This window comes from Nocardia sp. NPDC051463, from assembly GCF_040681975.1.
Lineage (GTDB): Bacteria > Actinomycetota > Actinomycetes > Mycobacteriales > Mycobacteriaceae > Nocardia.
The window spans coordinates 47877-70538 of sequence record NZ_JBFBAB010000032.1 but is presented as its reverse complement, the minus strand read 5'-3'; the positions used below and the strand labels follow the sequence as shown (position 1 = coordinate 70538).

The following is a 22662-nucleotide window of genomic DNA, read 5'->3' as shown; positions in this document are numbered from 1 at the left end:
GGCTCAGAAATTCTTCCTCAACTTCCAACCCCCAATACGATGGTATCGCCGGGGATCATACGCGTCGCGTTGATTTCATTCAGCCTTGCCAGCGCCCCGTTTACAGCATTGTCACTGAGACCGGCGTCCGTGAGTGCAGCGCGGAGACTTTCTTGGTCAACATTGTTGATACTGTGCAGAATATCGTCATCGAGCACTTTGCCTCGATGCTCCCTGACGAACTCGGAGCGGATGTCGATGTCGAGAGGGTATCGGGCATGCGGAAACGATCTACCATGGTCGATGGCAACCACATCCAATTGATCGCCTTTTTGAACCGAACGATAGTTACCAGGATGTCGGTCGATATTTCCCATCACATAGTCGAGCACCGCCATCTGCTGCTGCTGAACTTCAGGATAGGCATGTATATCCTTTCGCCCGAATGTCGACTCCACAAATTTCTGCACCATTCCTTCAGCACCCGATCTGCCGTCGACCCACCGGCCTTTCGTCCTGCCCGTCGGCGGTATCCTCCCGAAGCCGAGGTGCTCATCGAGCCGAAACGCCGCGATCTCTCGGCTCGTCATGGCACCTGGCTTCTTCATGTATGGACGCAGCCTGAAGAAATCTTCCCCCTTGCCGTCGACGGTGTTCTCGCCACGGATCGGTTTATAGATGTTCAACTCATTGTCGGTAGACCTTACTAATTCAACACTCGTGGAGCTACGCCTGACATCTTCCCTCATATCACCGGTCGGATCTACGCGATCCCGAAAAATGCGGGCACTCATATTCGCTTCGATCGGGCTCTGCCGATACCCTGCGTCTCGCCTTCGTGCGACCAGGTCGGGAAATACTTGCCGCCTCGTACGGCCCGCACCCTCATCGAACGCGCTCGCAATCCGCCGGTCCCCTGTTGTTGAATCTCGGATACCCAAATCCAGTGTGCCGACGTAGTCATCATACGATCGGCGTATGGCATGGCTGGCACCGTCGACTGCGTCAGCGACCTGTTTTGCAATTCCACGGCCCAACGGGCCCAAGCTACCTGTCAACTCGGATTTGCCGACGAGGCGTTGTGCGCCCCCTGTTGCACAATCTTTGCCCAAGGCGATGAAGTCGCCGGATTTCGGGACTCTCCCACACTTTCGTCGACCAGCCGGTAGTAGCTCATCTCGAAGAGCTGCACTAGAGCACGCATGAATGCGTGCCCATCATCGGGAGTGACACGGTGTGCGGAGCCCAAGGTCTCTATGCCATCGTCGTGCCACTCCTCGGCAAGCGGGCACCCCGCAGGATCGATGACCGCGAGTGCCACTCGACCCGCAGGAGTCAGCCGGAATTCCGCGACTCGTTGCGGCTTCGACGAGCCGATGTCATACAAAACCATCAGGGTTGGGCTCTCGTCGGCCATCGCCCTCACCTCCACGACCGTAGCCCGGTTCGATCCGACTACCTGCCCTTAAGGGAAACAGACAATGCAGTCCGTTTCAAGGAATGCGCACCGCGATAGATCATGGGCAGCTATCGCTGCAGGCTGTCGTCATTGCACGGCTCATGGAGCCGCGGCACGCAGCCTGTGCGTGGAGACTGGAGCCGTGACCAAGGACGGAATCCAGCTGATCGTGGTGGACGCTGCCAATGTCGTCGGCTCGCGGCCCGATGGCTGGTGGCGCGACCGTTCGGGCGCGGCCCGGCGATTGCTCACGAAGCTGACCTCGCTGCAGGAATGCCTGGAGCAGGCATCCGACGTCGTAGTCGTTCTCGAGGGGGCAGCGAAAAGCGCAGTCGCCGAGGGCACAGACCCGGACAGCTTTCGTGTGATGTTGGCGGACGGATCAGGAGATGACGCGATCGTCGATGTGGTGGCAGCAGCCGTTGCGGTGGACGGCAGTCGGTCGATCACCGTCGTGACGGCGGATCGGGGACTACGCGATCGAGTCGAGGCACTCGGGGCCGCGACGGTCGGTCCACGCTGGCTCCTGGATCGCATCGAGTCGTAGCCGACCCAGCAAGGTCTGTCATTCGCATCCGCCCGGGGAACACCTGTCGGGCGTGTCGATCGAGACACGGCGGCGGGGAGGGCGAGACTGAGCGAATGGCCGAACGGTACCCCTCCGCCGCCGAGGAGTTCGATCTGACCGCGCAATGGGCCGAACCGCTATGGCCCAATGCGCTGTCGGATCGCTATGGGCACGTCGCCGTGAAACCGGCCGCGGCGCGCGGATAACGGAGGACAGGGGCATGTGCCGACTGTTCGGAATGACAGCGTCGCCGCGGCGAGTCACCGCGACCTTTTGGCTTCTCGATGCCGTAGACAGTCTGGACCACCAGAGCGAGACCAATCCCGACGGCACCGGACTCGGCACCTTCGGCACAAATGGCAGGCCGTTGGTCGAGAAGCAGCCGTTGGCCGCCTACGCGGACCGCCAGTTCGCAACCGAAGCCAAACACCGCGAGTCGGCGACCTTCCTCGCCCACGTCCGCCACGCGTCGACCGGTGCCCGCACCGTGAACAACACCCATCCGTTCACCCAGAACGGACGCATCTTCGCTCATAACGGCGTCATCGAAGATCTCCCACGACTCGACGAGCAACTGGGCCCTTACCGCGCACTGGTACAGGGCGACACCGACTCGGAACGATTCTTCGCGCTGATCACCAAACACATCGATGCGCACGGCGGTGACATCACCGCCGGAATCACCGACGCCACCCAATGGATCGCCGACCAGCTGCCGATTTTCGCGATCAACCTGATCCTGACCACCGCCGCCGAGCTGTGGGCCTTGCGCTACCCCGATACCCACGAGCTCTACATGCTGAAACGCGAAGCCGGAGAACACCTCCGGCATGCGGGCAGCGCGGGAACCGTCCGCGTCCACTCCGCCGATTCGGCCGAAACCCCGACGGTGGTCATCGCCAGCGAGCCGATGGACACCAACCCTGGCTGGCGTCGCATGCCTCCCGGTGAGCTACTGCATATCCACCCTGATCTGCACATGGACAGCAGACCGATACTCGATCGCCCACCGGCCCACCTGCTGTCGCTCTCGGACCTCAGCGCCGAAGCCGCCGCATCCCAGCTCACTCGCTGACGGCACATCCGACTCACCGAAACGCGCGCCTTACCGCGACCGGATCCGAAGATCGAGCGAACGGGAGTCATGCGGACTTGGCGGGGCGGACCCACCTCCTTAGATTGAATCTAAGTTAGATTAGATCTACGTAAGAGTCGATCTACGTTTATGCCGAGGAGTTGGCGATGGAGTTCACCGGTAGAGCTGCCGACCTCGACCTGCTCACCCAACAGCTGGACCTGGTGACAGAGAGACGCGGTGCGACGCGTGGACGGGCAGTGATCGTGACCGGTCGACGGCGGGTCGGTAAATCGCGGCTCATACAGGAGTTCTGTGATCGGTCAGGCCGGGCGTACGTCGTTTTTCAGGCCACTCGCGCACGCAACCCGGTGGCCGAACGCGACGATTTCATCGCCACCATCGCGCACTCTGCTTTAGGCGGAGCCGAGTTGGTTGCCGGGTTGCACGCATCCGACTGGAACCAGGCCTTACGCGCGCTTGCCATCGCCCTCCCGGACGACGTGCCCTGTATCGCCGTTATCGACGAGGTGCCCTGGCTCACCGAACAGGACTCGGAGTTCGAAGGCGCACTGCAGACGGTGTGGGATCGCCAGCTATCCAGCAAGCCGGTGCTACTCGCGCTGGTCGGCAGCGACATCTCGGTGATGGAAGCGTTGCAGTCCCGCGACCGCCCATTTTTCGGGCGCGCAACGAAGATGGCTGTCGAGCCACTGAACCTGGCCGATGTTCAGACAATGACAGATCTCGACGCCGCCAACGCGGTCGACGCCCGGCTGATCACCGGCGGTTTCCCGGAGATCGTCCAGTCGTGGCAGCCGGGGATGAACAGAACCGACTTCCTCCGAGCCTCGGCGGCGAACCCCCTGTCACCACTGCTGATAGTCGGTGAGCTGTCCATGCTCGGCGAGTTTCCGGAATCATCACGCTCGCGTGCCGTACTGGAGGCCGTCGGCAGTGGCGAGCGCACCTTCGGCACCATCGCCGCGCAGGCCGGAGGCACCGGCGCATTGCCCTCGGGAACCCTGGCACCCTTGCTGAACACCCTGCAGGCCAAGCGAATTGTCGCCACGGACCTACCGCTGTCCACCAAGCCCGACACCAGGAATAAGCGGTACCGCATCGCCGATTCCTACCGCCGGTTCTGGCTTGCCTTTCTCCAGCGAGGTATTCCGCTCATCGAACGCGGACGCGGAGACCTTGCACTCACGCGCATCGAGCGCTCCTGGACCGCCTGGCGCGGACGTGCCGTCGAACCTCTCATCCGGGAATCCCTGATACGCCTGCTGCCCGACGGCCGTTGGCCCGAAACCGAAGCGATCGGTGGCTGGTGGAATCGGCAGAACAACCCGGAAATCGACCTCGTCGGCGCCGACCACGAACCGGTCGCAGGCGCGGTGCATTTCGTCGGCTCGATCAAATGGCTGGAGGACCGCACCTTCGACCGCCATGATTACGACGCTCTCACCCGAGCGATCCTGTCGGTGCCGGGCACCAACATACACACGCCATTCGTGGCCGTGTCCCGCTCCGGCATCGAATCCGATCTTCCACTCGCGACACATTGGGGCCCCGAAGATCTCGTCGCCGCATGGCAGTGACCGGTGCGGTCAGGTCAGCGACCGACGACTCGGGCGAGACGCTCCGGATAGCGCGCGCCGGCGAAAGCTCCCGAGGGAGCGGCGGCGTCGATGCGGGCGAGATCGTCTGCGGTCAGGGTGATGCCGGTGGCTGCGACGTTTTCCTCGAGGTAGGTGCGGCGCTTGGTGCCGGGGATGGGGACTACGTCCTCGCCCTGGCTCATGACCCAGGCCAGGGCCAATTGGCCTGCGGTGATGTCCTTTTCGGCGGCCAGGTCACGGAGGGTGGCGACGATAGCGAGGTTGCGGTCGAGGTTGTCGTCGGCGAAACGCGGTAGTTGGCGGCGCATGTCGTCGGCGGGGAGCTCGGCGGTGGAGGTGATGGCGCCGGTGAGGAAGCCGCGGCCGAGCGGGGAGAACGGCACAATGCCGATACCCAATTCGCGGCAGGTCGGCAGCACCTCGGCCTCGATGTCCCGTGACCACAGCGACCATTCGCTCTGCAGCGCGGTGATCGGGTGCACGGCGTGCGCGGCGCGGATGGTTGCGGCCGCGGCTTCGGAGATGCCGAGGTAGCGCACCTTGCCCGCGGCGACCAGGTCCGACAGCGCGCCCCAGGTCTCCTCGATCGGGACGTTCGGATCCACCCGATGCTGGTAGTAGAGGTCGATGTGATCGACGCCGAGGCGGGCCAGCGACTCGTCGCAGCTCTGCTTGACATAAGCGGCGTCACCGCGTGCGTTCATGGTGCCGCCCTCGCCCCACACAATCCCGAACTTCGTTGCGAGTACCACCTGATCACGCCGATCGGCGATAGCGCGCCCGACCAGCCGCTCATTGGTCTCGGGCCCATACACATTGGCGGTGTCGAGCATGGTCACGCCCAGGTCGAGCGCGCGATGAATCGTCGCGATGGACTCGTCGTCGTTATCGCGCACGCCATAGGCCTGGCTCATCCCCATACAGCCGAGTCCCTGCGCACCTACGGTCAGTCCGCCGAGTTTCCTGGTCGGGATCATTGCGGGATCTCCTCCTTCAGTACACCGGACGCGATGTCCAGCGGCAGGTCCGGGTCGTGATTACCAAGAACCGACGCTACGACCTGGAGTGCACTCCATGTCAAGAGCGACGCGATGGCTGCGGAACTCGGCCTCGGACTCCTGACCGCCGAGCCGCCGAGAGTGTGACCTCAGATCCGACGCAACGTTCTGGCGAAGTTCGCCCCGAACAGTTTCGCCGTCTCCAGATCCCCCTTGTCGAAGGAATCCACGGGAGCTTTATGGTGAATTTGCGCCATTGCGCCGGTCCATGATCCGAGTCGATCGAGAGCCGCGTCCGGAGTCGCGCCGGCATTGTTTTCGAGATTCGGCGGATTGCCGACCCACAGCATCCCGTGCTGCATCGAGAAAACCACCATGGACATCAGGGTTGATTGTTTGTCTCCCGATGGATACGACGAGACCGTGAAGCCGGAGGCAAGTTTTCCGCGCAACTCCTGGGTGCGGAAAAGGGGCGATGTCGAATCCATGAACGACTTGAAGGGCCCGGAGACTCCCCCGAAGTAGGTGGGAGAACCCCAGATGATGCCGTCGTAGGCGGCCAACCGGGCAGGTGTGGCGACGAGTTCGTCAGCCTTCAGCAGACTCACCTCTGCGCCCGCCACATTCCTGACGCCTGCGACGACATGCTTCGCGAAGTATTCCGTCCGCCCGTGGCCGCTGTGATAAATGACGGCCATTTGTTTCACCGCTGATGTTTCTTCATGCACAGCGCCAAGGGTGTTCTCCGTCCTGACAGACCGGCAACTATCGTTGCCGTTTCCGGAACGAGCCGGCATCGAACGCTTATCGCTCCAGCACCGATGACGTAAGGCGCGGCCACAGCCTGCCGTAACAGCCCTCATCATGAGTGTGGTGCGGCAGTCGGAGACCGCCGCCAATAGCTTCAACACCCCGATGCGTTCCATCGACACCTCGTTCGCGGCCGCGGCGGGCGGTGTTGCCCTGTCCCAGAAGAACATTCGTTTCGGCGACCACACTCGGCCGTCGAAGCACGGCTTCCGTACCGGCCTGCCGATCGGCTGCGGTGTCGCCCTCGTCGCCGCGGCCATCACCGCGACCATTCCGTACTGCCCCCACTCCCCACCGACGCCGAAGGTCACATCGAGGGCCCGAGGCGAGTGTTGACACCGAAGGCTAATTAGATTAGCTTTATGGCTATCAGCATTAGCTACCAGCACAACGGGAGTTCGACATGACCGAGTACCTGACCATCGACGGTGGACAGATCGCCTACGACGTGACCGGCGATGGCCCACTGGTCGTGCTGTCGCACGGCATCGGCGACCGGCGCCAGGCTTTCCGGTTCCTCGCGCCGAAGCTGGTCGCCGCCGGCTACCGGGTCGCGGCGGCGGATCTGCGCGGACACGGAGAGTCCAGCATGAACTGGAAGTCACACGACGGCAGTGACGCCATCTCGCGGACCGATATCGCGGGCGACCTGCTCGCGCTGATCCGCCACCTCGGCGCTCCAGCGGTCATCATCGGGCACTCCATCTCCGGCGGGGCCGCCACCATCGCTGCGGCACAGGCGCCCGAACTCGTCAGCGCCATCATCGAACTCAACCCGTTCACCAAGACCCAGAAGCTCGCCGCCGGCGCGCTGTTCACCGTCCCGCGCTACCGCAAGGGGCTGGTGCCGCTGATGAACACCATGATCTTCAAGAGCCTCGGACAGTGGATGCGCTACCTGAACGTCGCCTACCCGATCAAGCCCGCCGACTACGACGAGTACATGGCCGAACTGTCGACGAAGCTGCAGGAACCGGGCCGGTTCGCGGAATTCATGAAGACCGGCAAGTCGACTCCCGCCGATTCCGAGGCGCAGCTGCCGAACATCAGTAGCCCCGCGCTGATCATCATGGGCGCCGAGGACCCCGATTTCCCGAACCCCGAAGCCGAAGGCGACGCCATCGTCGCGCTGATGCCCGCGGGTCTCGGCACCGTCGCAGTGGTGGAGGGGTCCGGGCACTACCCGCACGCGGACGCGCCGGACCGGGTGGCCGAACTGGTGGTGCGGTTCCTCACCGAGCATGCCCGTGCCTAGGGTCGGGCTGACCACAGCCGACGTCGTCCGTGCGGGTGCCCAACTCGCCGACGACGTCGGCTACGACAACCTGGCCATGGGTCCGCTTGCCGAAAAGCTCGGTGTCCGAACACCTTCCCTGTACAAGCACGTGGCCAACCTGGCCGATGTGCAGCACGGCATCGCCGTGCTCGCGATGTCCGAACTCGACCGTGCCATTCGCGACGCGATGCACGGCCGCTCGGGCACCGAAGCGTTGGCAGCCTTCGCCCGCGCATTCCGCGCCTACGTGGTCGCGCACCCCGGGCGCTACGCCGCCACCGTCGGAGCCGAGTTCACCGGCCCCGACGATCCCCTACTGGAATCCAGTGGCCGCGTGCTCGATTCGATGGTGGCCGTGCTGCGTGGTTACGACATTCCCGACGTCGAGATGGATCACGCCCTGCGCACCTTGCGCTCGATGTTCCACGGATTCGCGTCCCTACAGGCATCCCGCGGCTTCCAGTGGACCGGCGATCCGGAAGTCAGCTTCGACTGGATGATCCGGTTCATCGACCGTGGATTGTGTGGGCTGTGAAGAAGTCCCATGCCAGGTCGGTCGCGTTCACCCCGGCCTGCGCATCGGAGAGTTCGCCCTGCGCGGCGCCCGGCCACGAGTGCCCCATCTCGGGAAGCCGGTAGATCTCGACCGTGCTGCCGTCGCCGCAGGTCGCCGTCGTGACGGTGATGCCATTGGCCAGGTCGGCCCGCGCTGCCTCGGGAGCGCGGGCGAGTCGCTCCTGCCACTGTGTGATCCCGGTGTCGAATCGACCGAAGTAACGGTCCTTGCCACCGAGGAAGGTGATCACCGATACCGATGTCGTCGGCTTGTAGGACGGCTGCGCCGCGGCGGACCCGATGAAACCCCCGCTGACCGGAACGGGTCTTGCCACCGAATTCGATGATGATCCGCTGATCACCCGAGCCGGGCTTGTCGTCCTGCGCAGGGGCGGCGGGGATCGGCGATATCGGTGGCACGGCGAGGCTCTGGCAGGCCGGGACCGACAAGGCACAACAGGCAATGGCGACGACAACACGACGAAGCCAGAACACCGACTCACTATGGCACGAGATCGATGCGCCGTTGTCGAGACCGGAAATCTTCGAGAATGGTTGAGTAGCAATGGCTACCGCAGATGTGGACCGCGATCGGGCCGGCCGCATCGAGCTGGGTGCCCAGTTCCGGTGGCTGCAGATCCTCACCGATTTCGGAGCGCCGTCACCGGGTGGCCCGCAAGGTGGTGAAGCACCGTCTGCACTTCGATTGGATGCCTACCGAGCGTACGCGTGAGGTCGAGGTCGAGCGCATCATCGGCATGGGAGCGACGCTGCACGAGGACCACCGAACCACCGACGGGCTCGGCTGGGTCACGCTGCTCGATCCCGAGGGAAACGAGTTCTGCCTCGAGCGAAGCAAGGCCGAACGCGAAGCCCGAGAGCCGAGACAGGCGTACCCATAATCCCCACCGGTGGCGCAGCTGCGTATCGCGTTATAGCATCGGGCCCGTTTGTTCATTTCGCGCGGCAGGACGAGAACTTGACCAGTGGTACCCGGCAGGCTTCCTCGTCTTCACGCCGTGGACGTTCACGTCGGGCGTCCGGGTCGAGCGCGCCCACGCTGGCGACGCTGCTCACCGCGGCCGTCGAGCACAATCCCGACGGCGCGGCCGTCGTGTGCGACGATGCCACGCTGACTTATCGTGCCCTCGACGCGCGCTCCTCGCAGTTGGCCAGAGTTTTGCTGGCAATGGGGATCGGCCCGGAAATCACCGTCGCGGTGGCCCTGCCACGGTCGATCGACTCGGTGCTCACGGTCTGGGCGGTCGCCAAGACCGGCGCGGCGTTCGTGCCCATCGATCCGGGCTTCCCTTCCGCACGCATCGAGTTCCAGGTCACCGACTGCGGTGCACAGTTCGGACTGACCAAGCAGCAGTACGCCGCGGTACTGCCGGGCGAGGTTCGGTGGCTCGCGCTGGACGCTCCCGACTTCGAGACACAGGTGTCTGCGCAGTCACCGACGCCGATCTCCTATCTCGACCGCCGGACCCCGATGCGGGACACCAACCCTGCCTATCTGATCTATACCTCCGGCTCGACCGGTCTGCCCAAGGGGGTCGCGGTCACCCACGCCGGCCTGGCCGGGCTCTGTGCCGAACTCACCGAGCGGCACTCGATCGCCCGCGACGCGCGGATCCTGCACTTCGCCTCACCCAGCTTCGACGCGTCGATATTGGAGCTGCTGCTTGCCATCGGCGCGGCCGCCACGATCGTGATCGCCCCGCCGACGATTTATGGTGGCAGTGAGCTGGCGCGGCTCATCACACACCATCGGGTCACCCACGCCTTCCTCACCCCGTCGGCGCTGGCCTCGGTCGAGCCGACCGGACTGGACCTGCTGCAGGGCATCATCGTCGGCGGCGAGCCGTGTCCTCCCGCGCTGGTCGGCCATTGGGCCGTGGCCGGACGGCGATTCTGGAACGCCTACGGGCCCACCGAATCCACCATCGTCGCGACCATCAGTGCACCGCTGTCGCCCGAGACGCCGGTGACCATCGGATCGGCGGTGCGCGGCCTGCGCCTGCGCGTGCTCGACCGGCAACTGCGCCCGGTCGGCGTCGGCGTCGCGGGCGAGCTGTATATCTCCGGTCTCGCCATTGCCCGCGGCTATCACCGTCGCGCCGGGCTGACCGCACAGTGTTTTCCCGCGGACCCGCACGGCGCACCGGGCACTCGGATGTACCGGACCGGCGACCTCGTTCGCTGGACCACCGGCGGTGACCTCGACTATCTCGGCCGCACCGACGACCAGGTCAAGATCCGTGGTTTCCGGATCGAGCTCGGCGAGATCGACGCGATTCTCACCACGCATCCCGAGGTACACGCGGCCGTCACCGTCGACCGGAGGACCGCCGCGAACGAAACCACGCTGGCGGCCTATGTCGTGCCCGCACCAGGGCGATCGCCCGACCCCGCCGCCCTCGCCGACACCGTGGCGCAGCGGCTGCCGCACTACATGCTGCCGACCTCGATCACCATCGTGGACCGAATCCCGCTGACCCCCAACGGTAAAACCGATCGTGCAGCGCTGCGTGCCCGATCCGACGACCGCCTCGTCTATCGACCGTTGTCGGGTCTCGGCGAGGAATTGGTCGCCGCGGTGTTCGCCAGGGTGCTCGGGCACGAACAGTTCGGGCCGGACTCGGACTTCTTTACTTCCGGTGGCAATTCGCTGCTCGCCACTCAGGTCGCGGCCCGGCTCAGCGAGACATGGCAGGCCCAGATCCCGACCAGGCTGGTGTTCGACCACCCGACAGTGGCCCTGCTGGCGAAAGCGCTGCAAACGCAGCGACTGGACACGGCCGGACCGGCCTTGGTCGCTCGCGCGAGACCCGAGCGGATTCCCTTGTCCCCCGCCCAACTTCGGTTCTGGCTGCGCAACCAATTCGACACCACGACGTCGGTGGACAACGTCGGGTTCGCACTCGGAATGTCGGGTGACCTCGATATCGAGGCGCTGCGTGCCGCGTTCGCCGACACCGTCGAGCGGCACGAAACGCTGCGCACGATGTACCCGGCCGACGCCATCGGCCCACACCAGCTGATACTCGAAACATCAAGTGCGGTTTCTAATTTCGCGCCGGAGGACACGCACCCCGACGCGGTGGACGAGCGGGTGCGCGAGACGCTGTGGCGCGGTTTCGACGTGTCGGCGGAAGTGCCGTTGCGAGCTCGGCTGCTCCGGGTGGACGGCGCCTACGTGCTGGCCTGCGCGACCCACCACATCTGCGCCGACGGCTCGTCCCTCGCCCCCTTGGCGCGCGATGTCGCCATCGCCTACGCCGCGCGTGCCGCGGGCAACGCACCGACCTGGCCGCCGCTGGAGGTGCAGTACGCCGACTACGCACTGTGGCAACAGGACGTGCTCGGTTCACGCGACGACCCGGACTCGCCGATCTCCCGGCAACTCGCCTACTGGACACAAGAACTGGCAGAGCTGCCCGACGACCTCGACCTGCCCACCGACCGCCCACGACCGGCGGTGGCCTCACTGCGCGGCGACGGCGAGCAGCGCACAGTACCCGCCGCGCTGCATCGCGACCTGCTCGCCGTCGCGCGGGCCCATCGGGCCACATTGTTCATGGTGATGCGGACAGCCTTGGCCGTCCTGCTGGCCCGCCTATCCGGTGGCACCGACATCGCCATCGGCGTGCCGATGACCAATCGCGCCGAGGCCGCCCTCGAGGATGTCGTCGGTATGTTCGTCAACACCACGGTGTCGCGGACCAGGATCGACCCGGCCGAGAGCTTCGCGGATCTGCTGGCCAGGACCCGCGATCGGGACATGGTGAATTTCGCGCACTCGGAGGTGCCGTTCGAACTGGTCGTCGATGCCGTCAACCCGGTGCGGTCCCCTGGACGGCATCCGCTGTATCAGGTCGGTTTCGCGTTCCAGAACTTCGCCGAGGCCACTGTCGAACTGTCGGGCCTGACGTTCTCGTCCTACGACGCGGACATCACGACCGCGAAGACCGACCTGCACATCGCCGTGGTCGACACCCACGACGAGGACGGCGCAGCGGGCCCGATCCTCATCCGATTCGGCTATGCCACAGATCTTTTCGATGAAACGACGGTGCGCAGGTTCCTCGCCGCCTATCTGCGCATCCTGCAGGAGGTGGCCGCCGATCCGGTCGGCGCGGTCGGTGATATCGACATCATGGAACCGCTCGAACGGCGGCGAATCCGGTTCTGGTCGACCGGACCGGACCTCCCGGTGGCGCCGGAGACCCTGACCACCGCGCTATGGCGGCATGCGCTCGCGACACCGGACGCCGTCGCGGTGGTCTGCGCAGCGGAGGCGCTGACCTACGCACAGCTGCATGATCGATGTAATCGGTTGGCCCGATGGCTGATTCGGCAAGGCGTTGGACCCGACAGCGTGGTGGCGGTAGCCATGCGGCGGTCCATCGATCAGGTTGTCGCACTGACCGCGATCGTCGAAGCCGGCGGGGCCTGGGTACCGATCGACCCGGATCATCCGGCCGAGCGGATCCGGTCGGTGCTCGATTCCGCCGCACCGCGATGTGTCGTGACCACCAGTGGTGACGCATTCACCATTGCTCCCGCGCACGCGGTCGACACCCTGGATCTCTCGCAACTGAGTCCCGAACCGGTGCTCGATGCCGAGCGCGGCGCGGCACTGCGCGGCGACCATCCCGCCTACGTGATCTACACCTCCGGCTCAACCGGTCGACCGAAAGGTGTGGTGGTAAGCCACGACGCAATCGTCAATCAGCTCGCGTGGATGCAGCAGCAGTACCGTGTCAGTGCTGCCGACAGGTACCTGCAGAAGACTCCCGCGACGTTCGATGTCTCGCTGTGGGGGTATTTCCTACCGCTACGTGCCGGCGCCCGGCTGGTGCTCGCCGGACCGAGCGAGCACCGCGACCCCGCGGCATTGGGCAAGCTGATCGCAACGCACCGGGTTACGCTCACCGATTTCGTGCCCGCCATGCTCTCGATGTTCGCCGCGCACGCCACTTCGGCCGAATTGACTTCACTGCGTGCGGTTTTCGTCATCGGCGAGGCGCTGCCACCAGAGACCGCACGGGCGTTCGCCGCGGTCTGCGGCGCCGAACTGCACAATCTGTACGGTCCGACAGAAGCCGCGGTGAGCATCACCCATCATCGAGTCGAGGCCACCGACCTGACCTCCGTGCGCGTGCCGATCGGTGCACCGGAAGGGAACTCCCGCAGCTTCGTCCTCGACACCCGGTTGCGGCCGGTGCCGGTCGGCGCGGTGGGTGAGCTCTATTTGGCCGGAGTCCAACTCGCCCGCGGCTATCACGGCGCGCACGCTCTGACGGCGGGCCGATTCGTCGCGAATCCGCTCGGCGGCCCGGGCGATCGGATGTATCGGACCGGCGATCTGGTGCGGTGGACGCCGCGCGGCGCACTGGACTACATCGGGCGCAGCGACTTCCAGGTAAAGGTCCGCGGTCACCGCATCGAACTCGGCGAGATCGAAGCCGCACTGCTCGCCGACCCCACCGTCGGTCAAGCGGCTGCCGCGGTGAAACCGGCGCAGGACGGGGACCAGCTCGTCGGCTATGTCGTCACAGCGCCCGGTGCGGCAGTCGACCCCGATGCCCTGCGGCGCTCGGTATCTCGGGTGTTGCCCTCGTACATGGTGCCGTCGGCGGTTCTGCCGCTGGATGCGCTGCCGGTCAACGCCAGCGGCAAACTCGACCGTCCGGCGCTGCCACTGCCGGTGTTCGCCGCACGGGCCGGTATCGCGCCGTCGACCGCGCTCGAACACGCGATCGCCGAGGTATTCGCCGAGGTCCTCGCGGTGTCACCGATCGGGGTCGAAGATGATTTCTTCGAGCTCGGCGGGTCCTCGTTGATGGCTTTCACACTGCACCAACGACTTTCGTCCCGCCTCGACCGCGAGGTACCGATGTCGGTGCTGCTCACCACACCCACGGTGGGCGGCCTCGCCGCGCAGCTCACCACGGCCACGGGGCCGACACGAACGGACCTACCGTCGCCGGCCGAGGACGCCGTGCTCGACGCCGCGATCACCGTCGACGGGATCGCCGCCGCCCATACCGCACCACCGCGTGAGCTGCTGCTGACCGGTGCCACCGGGTTCCTCGGCGCCCACCTGCTGCGCGAACTGCTACACCGCACCGACGCCAGGGTGTCGTGCCTGATCCGGGCGAACACCGAGGTCGAGGGCGCCAACCGAATTCGGTTGGCGCTGCACCGCTACCGGTTGTGGGACGAGGCCGTCGCCGATCGGATCATCGCGGTCCCCGGCGACCTCGCCGCACCGCGCCTTGGCCTCTCCGACGCCGACTACGACCGCCTCGCCGAAACCGTCGACGTCATCTATCACAACGGCGCTCGCGTCAATCACCTCGACCCCTATGCTCGACTACGCGCCGCCAATGTCGAAGGCACCAGGAACATACTGCGGCTGGCGACGACGCAGCGGGCCAAGCCCGTCCACTTCGTGTCCACTATCGGCGCCGCCGTCTCGACCGCGCCGGAATCCCGCGTCGTCGAAGAGGACACGCGGCTGCGAGCCGACCAAGTCTCCGACAACGGCTACCTCACCTCCAAGTGGGTCGCCGAAGAACTGGTTCGGCAAGCGGGCGAACGTGGGGTGCCGGTCACCGTCTATCGTCCCGGCACCATCAGCGGCGACACGCGCATCGGTGTGAACAGCGCCGACGATTCGATCTGGAACATGATCCGCGCCGCCGCGATCCTCGGAATCGCCCCCGATGTCGGCGACGCGACAGTGTCACTGGTTCCGGTGGACTACGTGGCGAGCGCGCTTGTCGAGATCTCGGCCCATCCAGCGTCGGAAATCGTCTATCACCTGGTCAACCGCGCCCCGGTGACGGTACGCGATATCTTCGACTCGCTGCGCGACCACGGCCTCCCGGTCGAGACCGCCCCGCTGGAGACCGTCCGCGCCGAGCTGGACCGCGAATCCCGCCTGCGCAACGACGCGGGCGACGATTCGCTCGTCCGCGCGGCGCTGCTCAGCGCGAACTTCGCCGGGCTCGCCGGACACCTCGACTGGGACGACAACCACAGCCGTACCGCCTTGGCGGACACCGGCATCGAGTGCCCGCCCCTCACACGCCCGACACTCGACATCTACATCAGGGAGTTCATCGCATCGGGATTCCTACCGCCGCGGTAGTACATGAGCGCATCCACTGGCGCGCCATAAAAACGCGGGGACGGTCTGCTCGGGCGGCCACAGTTTCGGGTGCGCGCGCAAGATGCAAAACACCTTCCGCCGATCGGCAGGACTACACCGGCCGCCGATCGAGTGCTCGGCGGGGTCGCGCCAGAAACGCTCCCGCGGCCCCTCATCTTCGCCGCGGGTGCGGGCCGACCCCGCCGATCGCTACCGCAATGCGATGTATTTGGTCTCGAGGTATTCCTCGATGCCCTCGCTGCCCGCCTCGCGGCCGAGGCCGGATTGCTTCACACCACCGAACGGGGCGGCGACGTCGGAGATGATGCCACGGTTCACACCGACCATTCCGGATTCGAGCGCTTCGGCCACCCGCAAGGCGCGGTCCAGATCTGCGGTGTAAATGTATGCGGCCAAACCGAATTCGGTGTCATTGGCCGCCGCGATGCCCTCGGCTTCGCCGTCGAATCCGGTGATCGCGGCAACCGGCCCGAATACCTCCTCGCGCAGGATCCGCGCGTCGGCGGGCACCTCCGCCAAGACCGTCGGCTCGTAGAAGTAGCCCTCTCCTTCCGCATTCGCGCCGCCGGTAGTCACCACCGCACCCTTCTCGACCGCATCGCGCACCAGCTCGGCCACCGTGGTGCGCTGCTTCTCACTGATGAGCGGCCCCACCTGCACACCGTCGAGATGGCCAGGCCCTACCTTCAGTGCGCGCATCCTCGCGGTCAGCATCGCCGTGAACTGTGCGCGCACTGCGTTGTCGATATGGAAGCGGTTCGCCGCGGTGCATGCCTCGCCGGTATTGCGCATCTTGGCTGCCATCGCACCGTCCACCGCCGCGTCCAGATCGGCGTCCGCGAACACCACGAACGGCGCGTTGCCGCCGAGCTCCATGGAGGTGCGCAGCACGCCCGTCGCCGACTGGGCGAGCAGGAGTTTCCCGACGCCGGTCGAGCCGGTGAAGGTCACCTTCCGCAGCCGATCGTCGGCGAACATCGGGTCGGTGAGTTGCGCGGCCTGCGAGGTCGGCAGGATCGACAGCACACCGGCGGGCAGTCCGGCCTCGGCGAACACCTGTCCGAGCAGCAGCATGGTCAGCGGGGTTTCGGCGGCGGGCTTGACCACCATCGTGCAGCCCGCGGCGAGGGCGGGCGCGATCTTCCTGGTGCCCATAGCGAGTGGGAAGTTCCACGGCGTGATCGCCAGGGTCGGACCGACCGGCTGCTTGGTGACCAGGATGCGGCCGGCGCCCGAGGGTGACTGCGTGTAGCGGCCGTTCACCCGGACCGCTTCCTCAGCGAACCAGCGCAGGAACTCCGCACCGTAGGTGACCTCGCCGTAGCTCTCCGCGAGCGGCTTGCCCATCTCCAGGGTCATCAGCAGCGCGAAATCGTCGCGATGCTCGATGACCAATTCCCAAGCGCGGCGCAGGATTTCCGAGCGTGACCGGGATGATGTTGCGGCCCAGTTTTTTTGCGCACGGGCAGCGGCTTCCAACGCGCGTGCGCCGTCGGCGGCGGCCGCATCGGCCACCTCGACCAGGACCGCGCCGGTCGCCGGATCGTGCACCGGGAAGGTACGACCACCTGCCGCGGGCACTTGCTCGCCGGCAACCCACAGTCCGGTCGGCACCGCGGCGAGCAGAGCAGCCACATCACGCATCGTCAGGTTCTCCTCGATCACATCGAAAGGGTTCGTGGTCAGTGCGCGGCTTCGATCAGCCGGCCAGCCGGCGCAGTGCGTCCGCGAGCACGTCGATGCCGTCGGCGAGCAGCTCGGCGCCGATCACCAAGGGCGGAAGCAGCCGGATGACATTGCCGTTGGTCCCGCACGTCAACAGCACGACACCGGCGGCGAGCGCTTCCGCGGCAACGGCTTTGGTGAGCACCGGATCCGGTTCGGTGCTGCCCGGCCGCACGATCTCGATCGCGAGCATGCCGCCGCGGCCGCGCACCTCGCCGATCACGCCGACCTCCTCGGCCAGCGCACGCAATCGCGGCACGACGGTGGCTTCGATGGCCCGCGCCCGTGCGGGCAGATCGAGCTCCCGCATCACCGACAGCGTGGCGAGCGCGGCCGCGCAGGCGACCGGGTTACCGCCGTAGGTGCCACCTAGACCGCCGGGGTGCACCGCGTCGAGCAGCTCGGCCCGTCCGGTGATGGCCGCGAGCGGCATACCGCCCGCGATCCCCTTGGCCATGGTGATGATGTCAGGCACCACACCCTCGTGCTCGCTGGCGAACCAGGCGCCGGTGCGCGCGAACCCGGTCTGCACCTCGTCGGCGATGAAAACGACGCCGTTGTCGCGCGCCCACTCCGCAAGTGCCGGAAGGAAACCCGGTGCCGGGACGATGAAACCGCCTTCGCCCTGGATCGGTTCGATGATCAGCGCGGCCACCGAGGTGGCGCCGAGCTGTGCCTCGATGCGCGCGATCGCGCGCTGCGCCGCCTGTGCGCCGGTCAGCCCGGCCTCGTCGCGGTACGGGTAGGAGGTCGGCATCCGGTAGATCTCCGGAGCGAAAGGCCCGAAGTTCGTCTTGTACGGCATCGACTTCGCGGTCAAGGCCATCGTGAGATTGGTGCGCCCGTGGTAGGCGTGGTCGAAGGCGACGACCGCGGTGCGTCCGGTGGCCAAGCGCGCCACCTTGATCGCGTTCTCCACGGCCTCCGCACCGGAGTTGAACAGTACGGTGCGCTTCTCGTGGTCACCGGGTGTCAGCGCGTTCAGTTCCTCCGCTACCCGCACATAGCCTTCGTACGGCGTGACCATGAAGCAGGTGTGGGTGAACCGGGCCGCCTGCTCGGCGACCGCCGCGGCGACCGCGGGGTGCGAGGCACCCACACTGGTGACGGCAATGCCGGAACCGAGGTCGATCAACGAATTGCCGTCGACATCGACGATGACGCCGCCGTCGGCATCGGCCGCATACACCGGCACCGCTGAACCGACACCCGCCGCGACCGCGCCCTTGCGGCGGTCGGCCAGCGCCGTCGACCGCGGCCCCGGCAGGGCGGTGACGATGGTGCGCTGCTGCGCCAGTCGGTGGTCGATGGCGATCATCTTCGGGCTCCTGTCCAGTCGAAATATCTGTGTCGAGTCTCGGCGCAATCGGCTGCCCGAACCAGCGCCACTTCGGCCATCCGCCACCCCCCACACGCGCCATTTCGTCGACTGCGCCGATGGGCCGCGGTATGCCGGGTCTACCGCTTGTCCACCTGGATCAATGCGGCGTCATCGCTGATGACCGCAGTCTGCCTGGAGAGCGTGTCGCCACGGAAGAACTCGGGGTTGCGCCACCGCATCACCGACATCAGTACCGCGCCGAAGCACAGCATCCCGAAGCCCATGAAGAACACCAATCCGACGCCGCCCACCGATGCGCCGCTGCCGTTGTCCGGGTTCATGCTCTCGCGTACGGAGATCACGAACACCGTCGCCAGCATCAGCCCGCCGAGCAGCGGGAACAGGAGTTTGAAGACGGCATTGCGGACACTGCCGAACAGCTCTTCGCGGAAGTACCAGACACACGCGAAGGCCGTGATGCCGTAGTACCAGCAGATCATGATGCCCAATGCCGCAACGGTATCCAGCAGTGTGTGCTCCGAGAGCAGTGTGACCACGGTGTAGAAGACGCCGGTAACAACGCCCGCGACGACGGTGCTGAACGACGGCACCAGGAACCGCGGGCTGACCTCGGCGAATTTCTTCGGGAACGCACCGTAGGCACCCATCGCGAGCATAGTGCGGGCGGCGGGCAGGAACGTCGTCTGCAGGCTCGCCGCCGAAGAAGCGAGGACCGCGAGCATCAACAGCGGCCCGGCCCAGCCGCCGAGCACCGGATCGGCGAGCGCGCCGAACACATTGTCGGCACTCTCCTCGTTGCCGAGGCCGAGACCACTGTCACCGACGCCCGCGTACATCATCACCGCGACCGCGACAAGCAAGTAGGTCAACAGAATCGAGAGCACGCAGAGCAGCCCCGCACGCCCGGGCACCTTGGTCGGATCCTTGGATTCCTCGCCGAGGGTCAAGCAGGTGTCCCAGCCCCAGAAGGCGAAGATGGAGCCGGTGAGGCCGATAGCGAACGCGCTCACCGTGATTCCGGTGAACGGGTTGAACCAGTCGAAGCTGAAGCTGAGTGATCCCGGTGCCGCGCCCCGGCCGACGTGCACGAGCGCGACCACCGCGAAGGCGAGCAGCACGACCATCTGGAAGCCGACGAGCACGTATTGGACGTGCTGACTGGTGGTGATGCCGCGACTGGCGATGAAAGTGGCGACCGCGAGGAACAGCAGGGTCGTCGCGATGTTGATGCCCTTGTTATCCGCGAGATCGGCAATGCCGGGATCGCTGAGGACTCTGGCGAGAAAGAGATATAAGAATTCCACGGCGATCGAGGCCAGATTGGACAGCACGATGATCGAGGCCATCACCATGCCCCAGCCGCACATCCACCCGGTATAGGGACCGAAGGCCTTGGTGGACCAGGTGAACGACGCACCACAGTCGGGCACCCGCGAGTTCAGCTCGCGGTAGGCGTAGGCGGTCAAGAACATCGGGATGAAGCCCGCGATGAGAATGGCGGGCATCTTCAAGCCGACGGCGGCCACGATCAGGCCGATGCTCGCGGTCAGCGTGTATCCCGGCGCTACGCACGAAATACCTAGTACCGCACCGGCCAAGGTGCCGACCTTACCCGCGGCCAGCCCCTTGTCGACGAACGGCTCGGCGGCGGTCGGACCGGAGGCGACGGGCGGCGGGATAGCAGTGTCACCGGCCATCGTCGTTCACCCCCGCGTTCGGAACCACCACCATCGGCACCTGGAGAACCCGGAGCATCTTCACGGCGGTAGAGCCGAGGAACAAGCGGCGCGGTTGGGCCAGTCGGCTGGAGCCGACCATGATCAGGTCGCCGTCGTGCCATTCGAGCTTGTCGACGGCGGCTTCGATCGTCGGACCGTCGGTTGTCGAGGACGTCACCGGAAAATCGTCGGGTAGTTCGGATTTCGCGCTGTCCAGGGTTTCTCGTGCGTGTCCGAGCGCGCGGTTGCGGACCGCGGCGGGCAGATCGTCGGCCCGGCGGGAGCCATGCATCGGATCCAGGGCGACCAGTGAGACCAGCCGTAACGGCGTGCCCGCCGCTCTGCTGGCGCGCACTGCGATGTCGAACAGGAGATCCGCGCCGGGGCGGTCGCCGATGGCACAGGTCACCTCACGTACCCGATCGACCGTCGAATGACGGGTGCCGCGCGGCGCCAAGGCCAACGGGACCGGCGCCGAATGCAGCAGGTCACCGGCAACAGAACCGAGGGAGTGGCGGCCGATCAGTCCATCGCCCGCCGCGCCGATGACGATCGCCGTGGCCTCCAATTTCTCGGCCTGTTCGATCAGACCGGCGGCAAACGATTCGTCGAAGCTGATATGCGTTTCGGCCACAATGTCGTTCGGCACCGCCGCCGCAGCCTCGGCCAGCCACCGGTGCGCCTGCCCGACGAGCACATCCTCGTATCCGCCGGTCGGCCCCGCGCCCGCCGCTGCCTGGTCCGGCGGCAGCACCATGCAGATATCCAGCTGCGCGTCCAAGGTCCGAGCAAGCCGAACAGCGAGCGCCACACCGTCCGCGCCGCTCGGGGTGGCGAGGTAGCCGACGACGAGCCTCATGTGCGTGCCCGCCCTACTCGTGCGAACTCATGACGTGCTTGACGCGGGTGTATTCCTCCACGCTGTAGGCCGAGAGATCCTTGCCGTAGCCGGAGTGCTTGAACCCGCCGTGCGGCATCTCCGCGACGAGCGGGATATGGCAGTTCACCCATACCGCACCGAAATCCAGTGCGCGAGTGAGTCGTTCCACTCTGGCGTGGTCCTTGGTCCAGACGCTCGCCGCGAGCCCGTAGCGGACACCGTTGGCGTATTCGATGGCCTGGGCTTCGTCGCGGAACGGCTGCACCGTCAGTACCGGGCCGAAGGTCTCGTCCTGGACGATGCTGTCGTCCTGGTGCACCTCGGTGACGATGGTCGGCTCGACGAAGAAGCCTTTGTCGCCCGAGCGCTTTCCACCGGTGACGAGCTTCGCGTGCGCGGGCAGTGCGTCGAGTTTGCGCAGTACCTCGGTGAAGTGGTTGATGTTGTTGAGCGGGCCGTAGAACGTGTCCGGATCCTCGGGCAGACCGGGCTTCAGCATTTCCGCCTTCTTCACCAATGCGTCCACCAACTGGTCGTGGATCGACTCGTGCACCAGCACGCGGGTGGCCGCGGTACAGTCCTGGCCCGCATTGAAGAACGCCGCTTCGGCGATACCGCTTGCGGCCGTTTCGATATCGACGTCGCCGAACACCACGGCGGGTGCTTTGCCACCGAGCTCGAGATGCGTGCGTTTGACCTGTTGTGCCGCCGTCGCGGCGACCGCGATGCCCGCGCGCACCGATCCGGTGATCGAGACCAGACCCGGCGTCGGGTGGCCGACCAGCTCGGCGCCGGTGCCGCCGTCGCCGAGCACGACATTGAACACGCCATCGGGCAGGATGCCCTTGGTCAGCCGGGCCAGCACCAAGGTGCTCTCCGGGGTGGTGTCGCTCGGCTTGAGCACAATGGTGTTACCCGCGGCCAGCGCGGGGCCGATCTTCCAGATCGCCATCATGAACGGGTAGTTCCACGGTGTCACCTGACCGACCACACCGATCGGCTCGCGACGCACGTAGGAGGTGAAGCCCGCCATGTACTCGCCGGCCGACTTACCCTCCAGCATCCGGGCGGCGCCTGCGAAGAACCTGATCTGATCGGCGCTCACCGCGATCTCCTCGGCGGCGATCACCGCCTTCGGCTGCCCGGTGTTGCGGCATTGCGCCTCCACCAGTTCATCGCTGTGCGCTTCGATGGCATCGGCCAGCTTCAGCAGGGCGGCCTGCCGGACGCTCGGGGTGGTCCGGCCCCAGGATTCGAAGGCTCGCTGTGCGGCCGCCATCGCGGCATCGATGTCGGCCCTGTTGGAGATCGGGGCTTGCCCGATGACGGTTTCGTCCACCGGATTCACCAGGTCGAGGGTTTCGGTGGCGGACGAAGCCACGAATTCGCCGTCGATGTAGTTCTGGAGCGCAGGCCTCGACATTGTTTTCCGTCCATCTCTCGGTGCGTTGTCCGGGGTTTGCCTAGGTCAA

The 22662-nt window shown here is 65.9% G+C and carries 19 protein-coding genes; 9 read left to right on the top strand and 10 right to left on the bottom strand.

The window, feature by feature from the left end:
* Positions 1–17 precede the first annotated feature (17 nt).
* Together AB0M74_RS30170 and AB0M74_RS30165 are read right to left on the bottom strand one after the other, a co-directional pair.
* Entirely contained in the window at positions 18–665 is a 648-nt protein-coding gene (locus tag AB0M74_RS30170; RefSeq protein WP_366529690.1) for a hypothetical protein, read from the bottom strand.
* Positions 666–1033: 368 nt separating this feature from the next.
* Positions 1034–1396, bottom strand: a complete 363-nt coding sequence (locus AB0M74_RS30165) for a hypothetical protein (protein ID WP_366529689.1) — start codon at positions 1394–1396, stop codon at positions 1034–1036.
* Between the two features lie 184 nt (positions 1397–1580).
* Between AB0M74_RS30165 and AB0M74_RS30160 the strand changes: the two genes are divergently transcribed.
* The 4 genes from AB0M74_RS30160 to AB0M74_RS30145 all read left to right on the top strand — a co-directional run bounded on the left by AB0M74_RS30160 (position 1581) and on the right by AB0M74_RS30145 (position 4682).
* Entirely contained in the window at positions 1581–1985 is a 405-nt protein-coding gene (locus tag AB0M74_RS30160) for a hypothetical protein (RefSeq protein ID WP_366529688.1), read from the top strand.
* A gap of 95 nt (positions 1986–2080) precedes the next feature.
* The gene (locus tag AB0M74_RS30155) at positions 2081–2212 is read left to right on the top strand and encodes a hypothetical protein (protein ID WP_366529687.1); all 132 of its coding nucleotides are present in this window, start codon (positions 2081–2083) and stop codon (positions 2210–2212) included.
* A 14-nt stretch (positions 2213–2226) separates the two neighbouring features.
* Positions 2227–3081 (top strand): class II glutamine amidotransferase, encoded by an 855-nt coding sequence (locus AB0M74_RS30150; RefSeq protein ID WP_366529686.1) that lies wholly within the window; start codon positions 2227–2229, stop codon positions 3079–3081.
* 167 nt (positions 3082–3248) lie between these two features.
* Positions 3249–4682: an ATP-binding protein gene (locus AB0M74_RS30145; protein WP_366529685.1), complete on the top strand. Its 1434-nt coding sequence runs from the start codon at positions 3249–3251 to the stop codon at positions 4680–4682.
* A 14-nt stretch (positions 4683–4696) separates the two neighbouring features.
* On the opposite strand, the gene AB0M74_RS30140 is transcribed toward AB0M74_RS30145, so the two are convergent.
* Both AB0M74_RS30140 and AB0M74_RS30135 read right to left on the bottom strand, forming a co-directional pair.
* Positions 4697–5680 carry an aldo/keto reductase gene (locus AB0M74_RS30140; RefSeq protein ID WP_366529684.1) on the bottom strand — a complete coding sequence of 328 codons (984 nt, stop codon included), beginning with the start codon at positions 5678–5680 and terminating at the stop codon, positions 4697–4699.
* Between the two features lie 170 nt (positions 5681–5850).
* Complete coding sequence (locus tag AB0M74_RS30135) at positions 5851–6627, bottom strand: flavodoxin family protein (protein WP_366529683.1); 777 nt, start codon at positions 6625–6627, stop codon at positions 5851–5853.
* On the opposite strand from AB0M74_RS30135, the gene AB0M74_RS30130 reads away from it, so the two are divergent.
* The 3 genes from AB0M74_RS30130 (at position 6617) to AB0M74_RS30120 (ending at position 8322) form a co-directional block, all read left to right on the top strand.
* Positions 6617–6847: a hypothetical protein gene (locus AB0M74_RS30130; protein ID WP_366529682.1), complete on the top strand. Its 231-nt coding sequence runs from the start codon at positions 6617–6619 to the stop codon at positions 6845–6847. The genes AB0M74_RS30135 and AB0M74_RS30130 overlap by 11 nt on opposite strands.
* A 67-nt stretch (positions 6848–6914) precedes the next feature.
* Positions 6915–7766 carry an alpha/beta hydrolase gene (locus AB0M74_RS30125; protein ID WP_366529681.1) on the top strand — a complete coding sequence of 284 codons (852 nt, stop codon included), beginning with the start codon at positions 6915–6917 and terminating at the stop codon, positions 7764–7766.
* Complete coding sequence (locus tag AB0M74_RS30120; protein WP_366529680.1) at positions 7753–8322, top strand: TetR/AcrR family transcriptional regulator; 570 nt, start codon at positions 7753–7755, stop codon at positions 8320–8322. The genes AB0M74_RS30125 and AB0M74_RS30120 overlap by 14 nt, the downstream gene beginning before the upstream one ends.
* On the opposite strand, the gene AB0M74_RS30115 is transcribed toward AB0M74_RS30120, so the two are convergent.
* On the bottom strand, positions 8294–8677 hold the full coding sequence (locus AB0M74_RS30115) for a hypothetical protein (protein ID WP_366529679.1): 384 nt from the start codon (positions 8675–8677) through the stop codon (positions 8294–8296). The two genes, AB0M74_RS30120 and AB0M74_RS30115, sit on opposite strands and share 29 nt — an antisense overlap.
* A 243-nt stretch (positions 8678–8920) precedes the next feature.
* Here AB0M74_RS30115 and AB0M74_RS30110 point away from each other — a divergent pair, with 243 nt between their 5' ends.
* On the top strand, positions 8921–9244 hold the full coding sequence (locus AB0M74_RS30110) for a VOC family protein (RefSeq protein WP_366529678.1): 324 nt from the start codon (positions 8921–8923) through the stop codon (positions 9242–9244).
* 77 nt (positions 9245–9321) lie between these two features.
* On the top strand, positions 9322–15504 hold the full coding sequence (locus AB0M74_RS30105) for an amino acid adenylation domain-containing protein (protein WP_366529677.1): 6183 nt from the start codon (positions 9322–9324) through the stop codon (positions 15502–15504).
* A gap of 210 nt (positions 15505–15714) precedes the next feature.
* Here AB0M74_RS30105 and AB0M74_RS30100 read toward each other — a convergent pair whose 3' ends face one another.
* The 5 genes from AB0M74_RS30100 to AB0M74_RS30080 form a co-directional block, all read right to left on the bottom strand.
* Positions 15715–17169 carry an NAD-dependent succinate-semialdehyde dehydrogenase gene (locus AB0M74_RS30100; protein ID WP_366529713.1) on the bottom strand — a complete coding sequence of 485 codons (1455 nt, stop codon included), beginning with the start codon at positions 17167–17169 and terminating at the stop codon, positions 15715–15717.
* Between the two features lie 55 nt (positions 17170–17224).
* Positions 17225–18568, bottom strand: a complete 1344-nt coding sequence (gabT, locus tag AB0M74_RS30095) for a 4-aminobutyrate--2-oxoglutarate transaminase (protein ID WP_366529676.1) — start codon at positions 18566–18568, stop codon at positions 17225–17227.
* Positions 18569–18708: 140 nt separating this feature from the next.
* Entirely contained in the window at positions 18709–20289 is a 1581-nt protein-coding gene (locus AB0M74_RS30090) for an APC family permease (RefSeq protein ID WP_366529675.1), read from the bottom strand.
* On the bottom strand, positions 20279–21169 hold the full coding sequence (locus AB0M74_RS30085) for a universal stress protein (protein ID WP_366529674.1): 891 nt from the start codon (positions 21167–21169) through the stop codon (positions 20279–20281). Before AB0M74_RS30085 ends, AB0M74_RS30090 begins: the two co-directional genes overlap by 11 nt.
* Positions 21170–21182: 13 nt before the next feature.
* Positions 21183–22613 (bottom strand): gamma-aminobutyraldehyde dehydrogenase, encoded by a 1431-nt coding sequence (locus AB0M74_RS30080; RefSeq protein WP_366529673.1) that lies wholly within the window; start codon positions 22611–22613, stop codon positions 21183–21185.
* Between the last annotated feature and the right edge of the window lie 49 nt (positions 22614–22662).

Excerpts from the sequence above, each read along its gene's own strand:
- AB0M74_RS30165 (WP_366529689.1), bottom strand. The coding sequence starts at position 1,396 with ATGGCCGACGAGAGCCCAACCCTGATGGTTTTGTATGACATCGGCTCG.
- AB0M74_RS30155 (WP_366529687.1), top strand. The coding sequence starts at position 2,081 with ATGGCCGAACGGTACCCCTCCGCCGCCGAGGAGTTCGATCTGACCGCG.
- AB0M74_RS30150 (WP_366529686.1), top strand. The coding sequence starts at position 2,227 with ATGTGCCGACTGTTCGGAATGACAGCGTCGCCGCGGCGAGTCACCGCG.
- AB0M74_RS30145 (WP_366529685.1), top strand. The coding sequence starts at position 3,249 with ATGGAGTTCACCGGTAGAGCTGCCGACCTCGACCTGCTCACCCAACAG.
- AB0M74_RS30140 (WP_366529684.1), bottom strand. The coding sequence starts at position 5,680 with ATGATCCCGACCAGGAAACTCGGCGGACTGACCGTAGGTGCGCAGGGA.
- AB0M74_RS30130 (WP_366529682.1), top strand. The coding sequence starts at position 6,617 with ATGCGTTCCATCGACACCTCGTTCGCGGCCGCGGCGGGCGGTGTTGCC.
- AB0M74_RS30135 (WP_366529683.1), bottom strand. The coding sequence starts at position 6,627 with ATGGAACGCATCGGGGTGTTGAAGCTATTGGCGGCGGTCTCCGACTGC.
- AB0M74_RS30125 (WP_366529681.1), top strand. The coding sequence starts at position 6,915 with ATGACCGAGTACCTGACCATCGACGGTGGACAGATCGCCTACGACGTG.
- AB0M74_RS30120 (WP_366529680.1), top strand. The coding sequence starts at position 7,753 with ATGCCCGTGCCTAGGGTCGGGCTGACCACAGCCGACGTCGTCCGTGCG.
- AB0M74_RS30110 (WP_366529678.1), top strand. The coding sequence starts at position 8,921 with ATGTGGACCGCGATCGGGCCGGCCGCATCGAGCTGGGTGCCCAGTTCC.
- AB0M74_RS30100 (WP_366529713.1), bottom strand. The coding sequence starts at position 17,169 with ATGCGTGATGTGGCTGCTCTGCTCGCCGCGGTGCCGACCGGACTGTGG.
- gabT (WP_366529676.1), bottom strand. The coding sequence starts at position 18,568 with ATGATCGCCATCGACCACCGACTGGCGCAGCAGCGCACCATCGTCACC.
- AB0M74_RS30090 (WP_366529675.1), bottom strand. The coding sequence starts at position 20,289 with ATGGCCGGTGACACTGCTATCCCGCCGCCCGTCGCCTCCGGTCCGACC.
- AB0M74_RS30085 (WP_366529674.1), bottom strand. The coding sequence starts at position 21,169 with ATGAGGCTCGTCGTCGGCTACCTCGCCACCCCGAGCGGCGCGGACGGT.
- AB0M74_RS30080 (WP_366529673.1), bottom strand. The coding sequence starts at position 22,613 with ATGTCGAGGCCTGCGCTCCAGAACTACATCGACGGCGAATTCGTGGCT.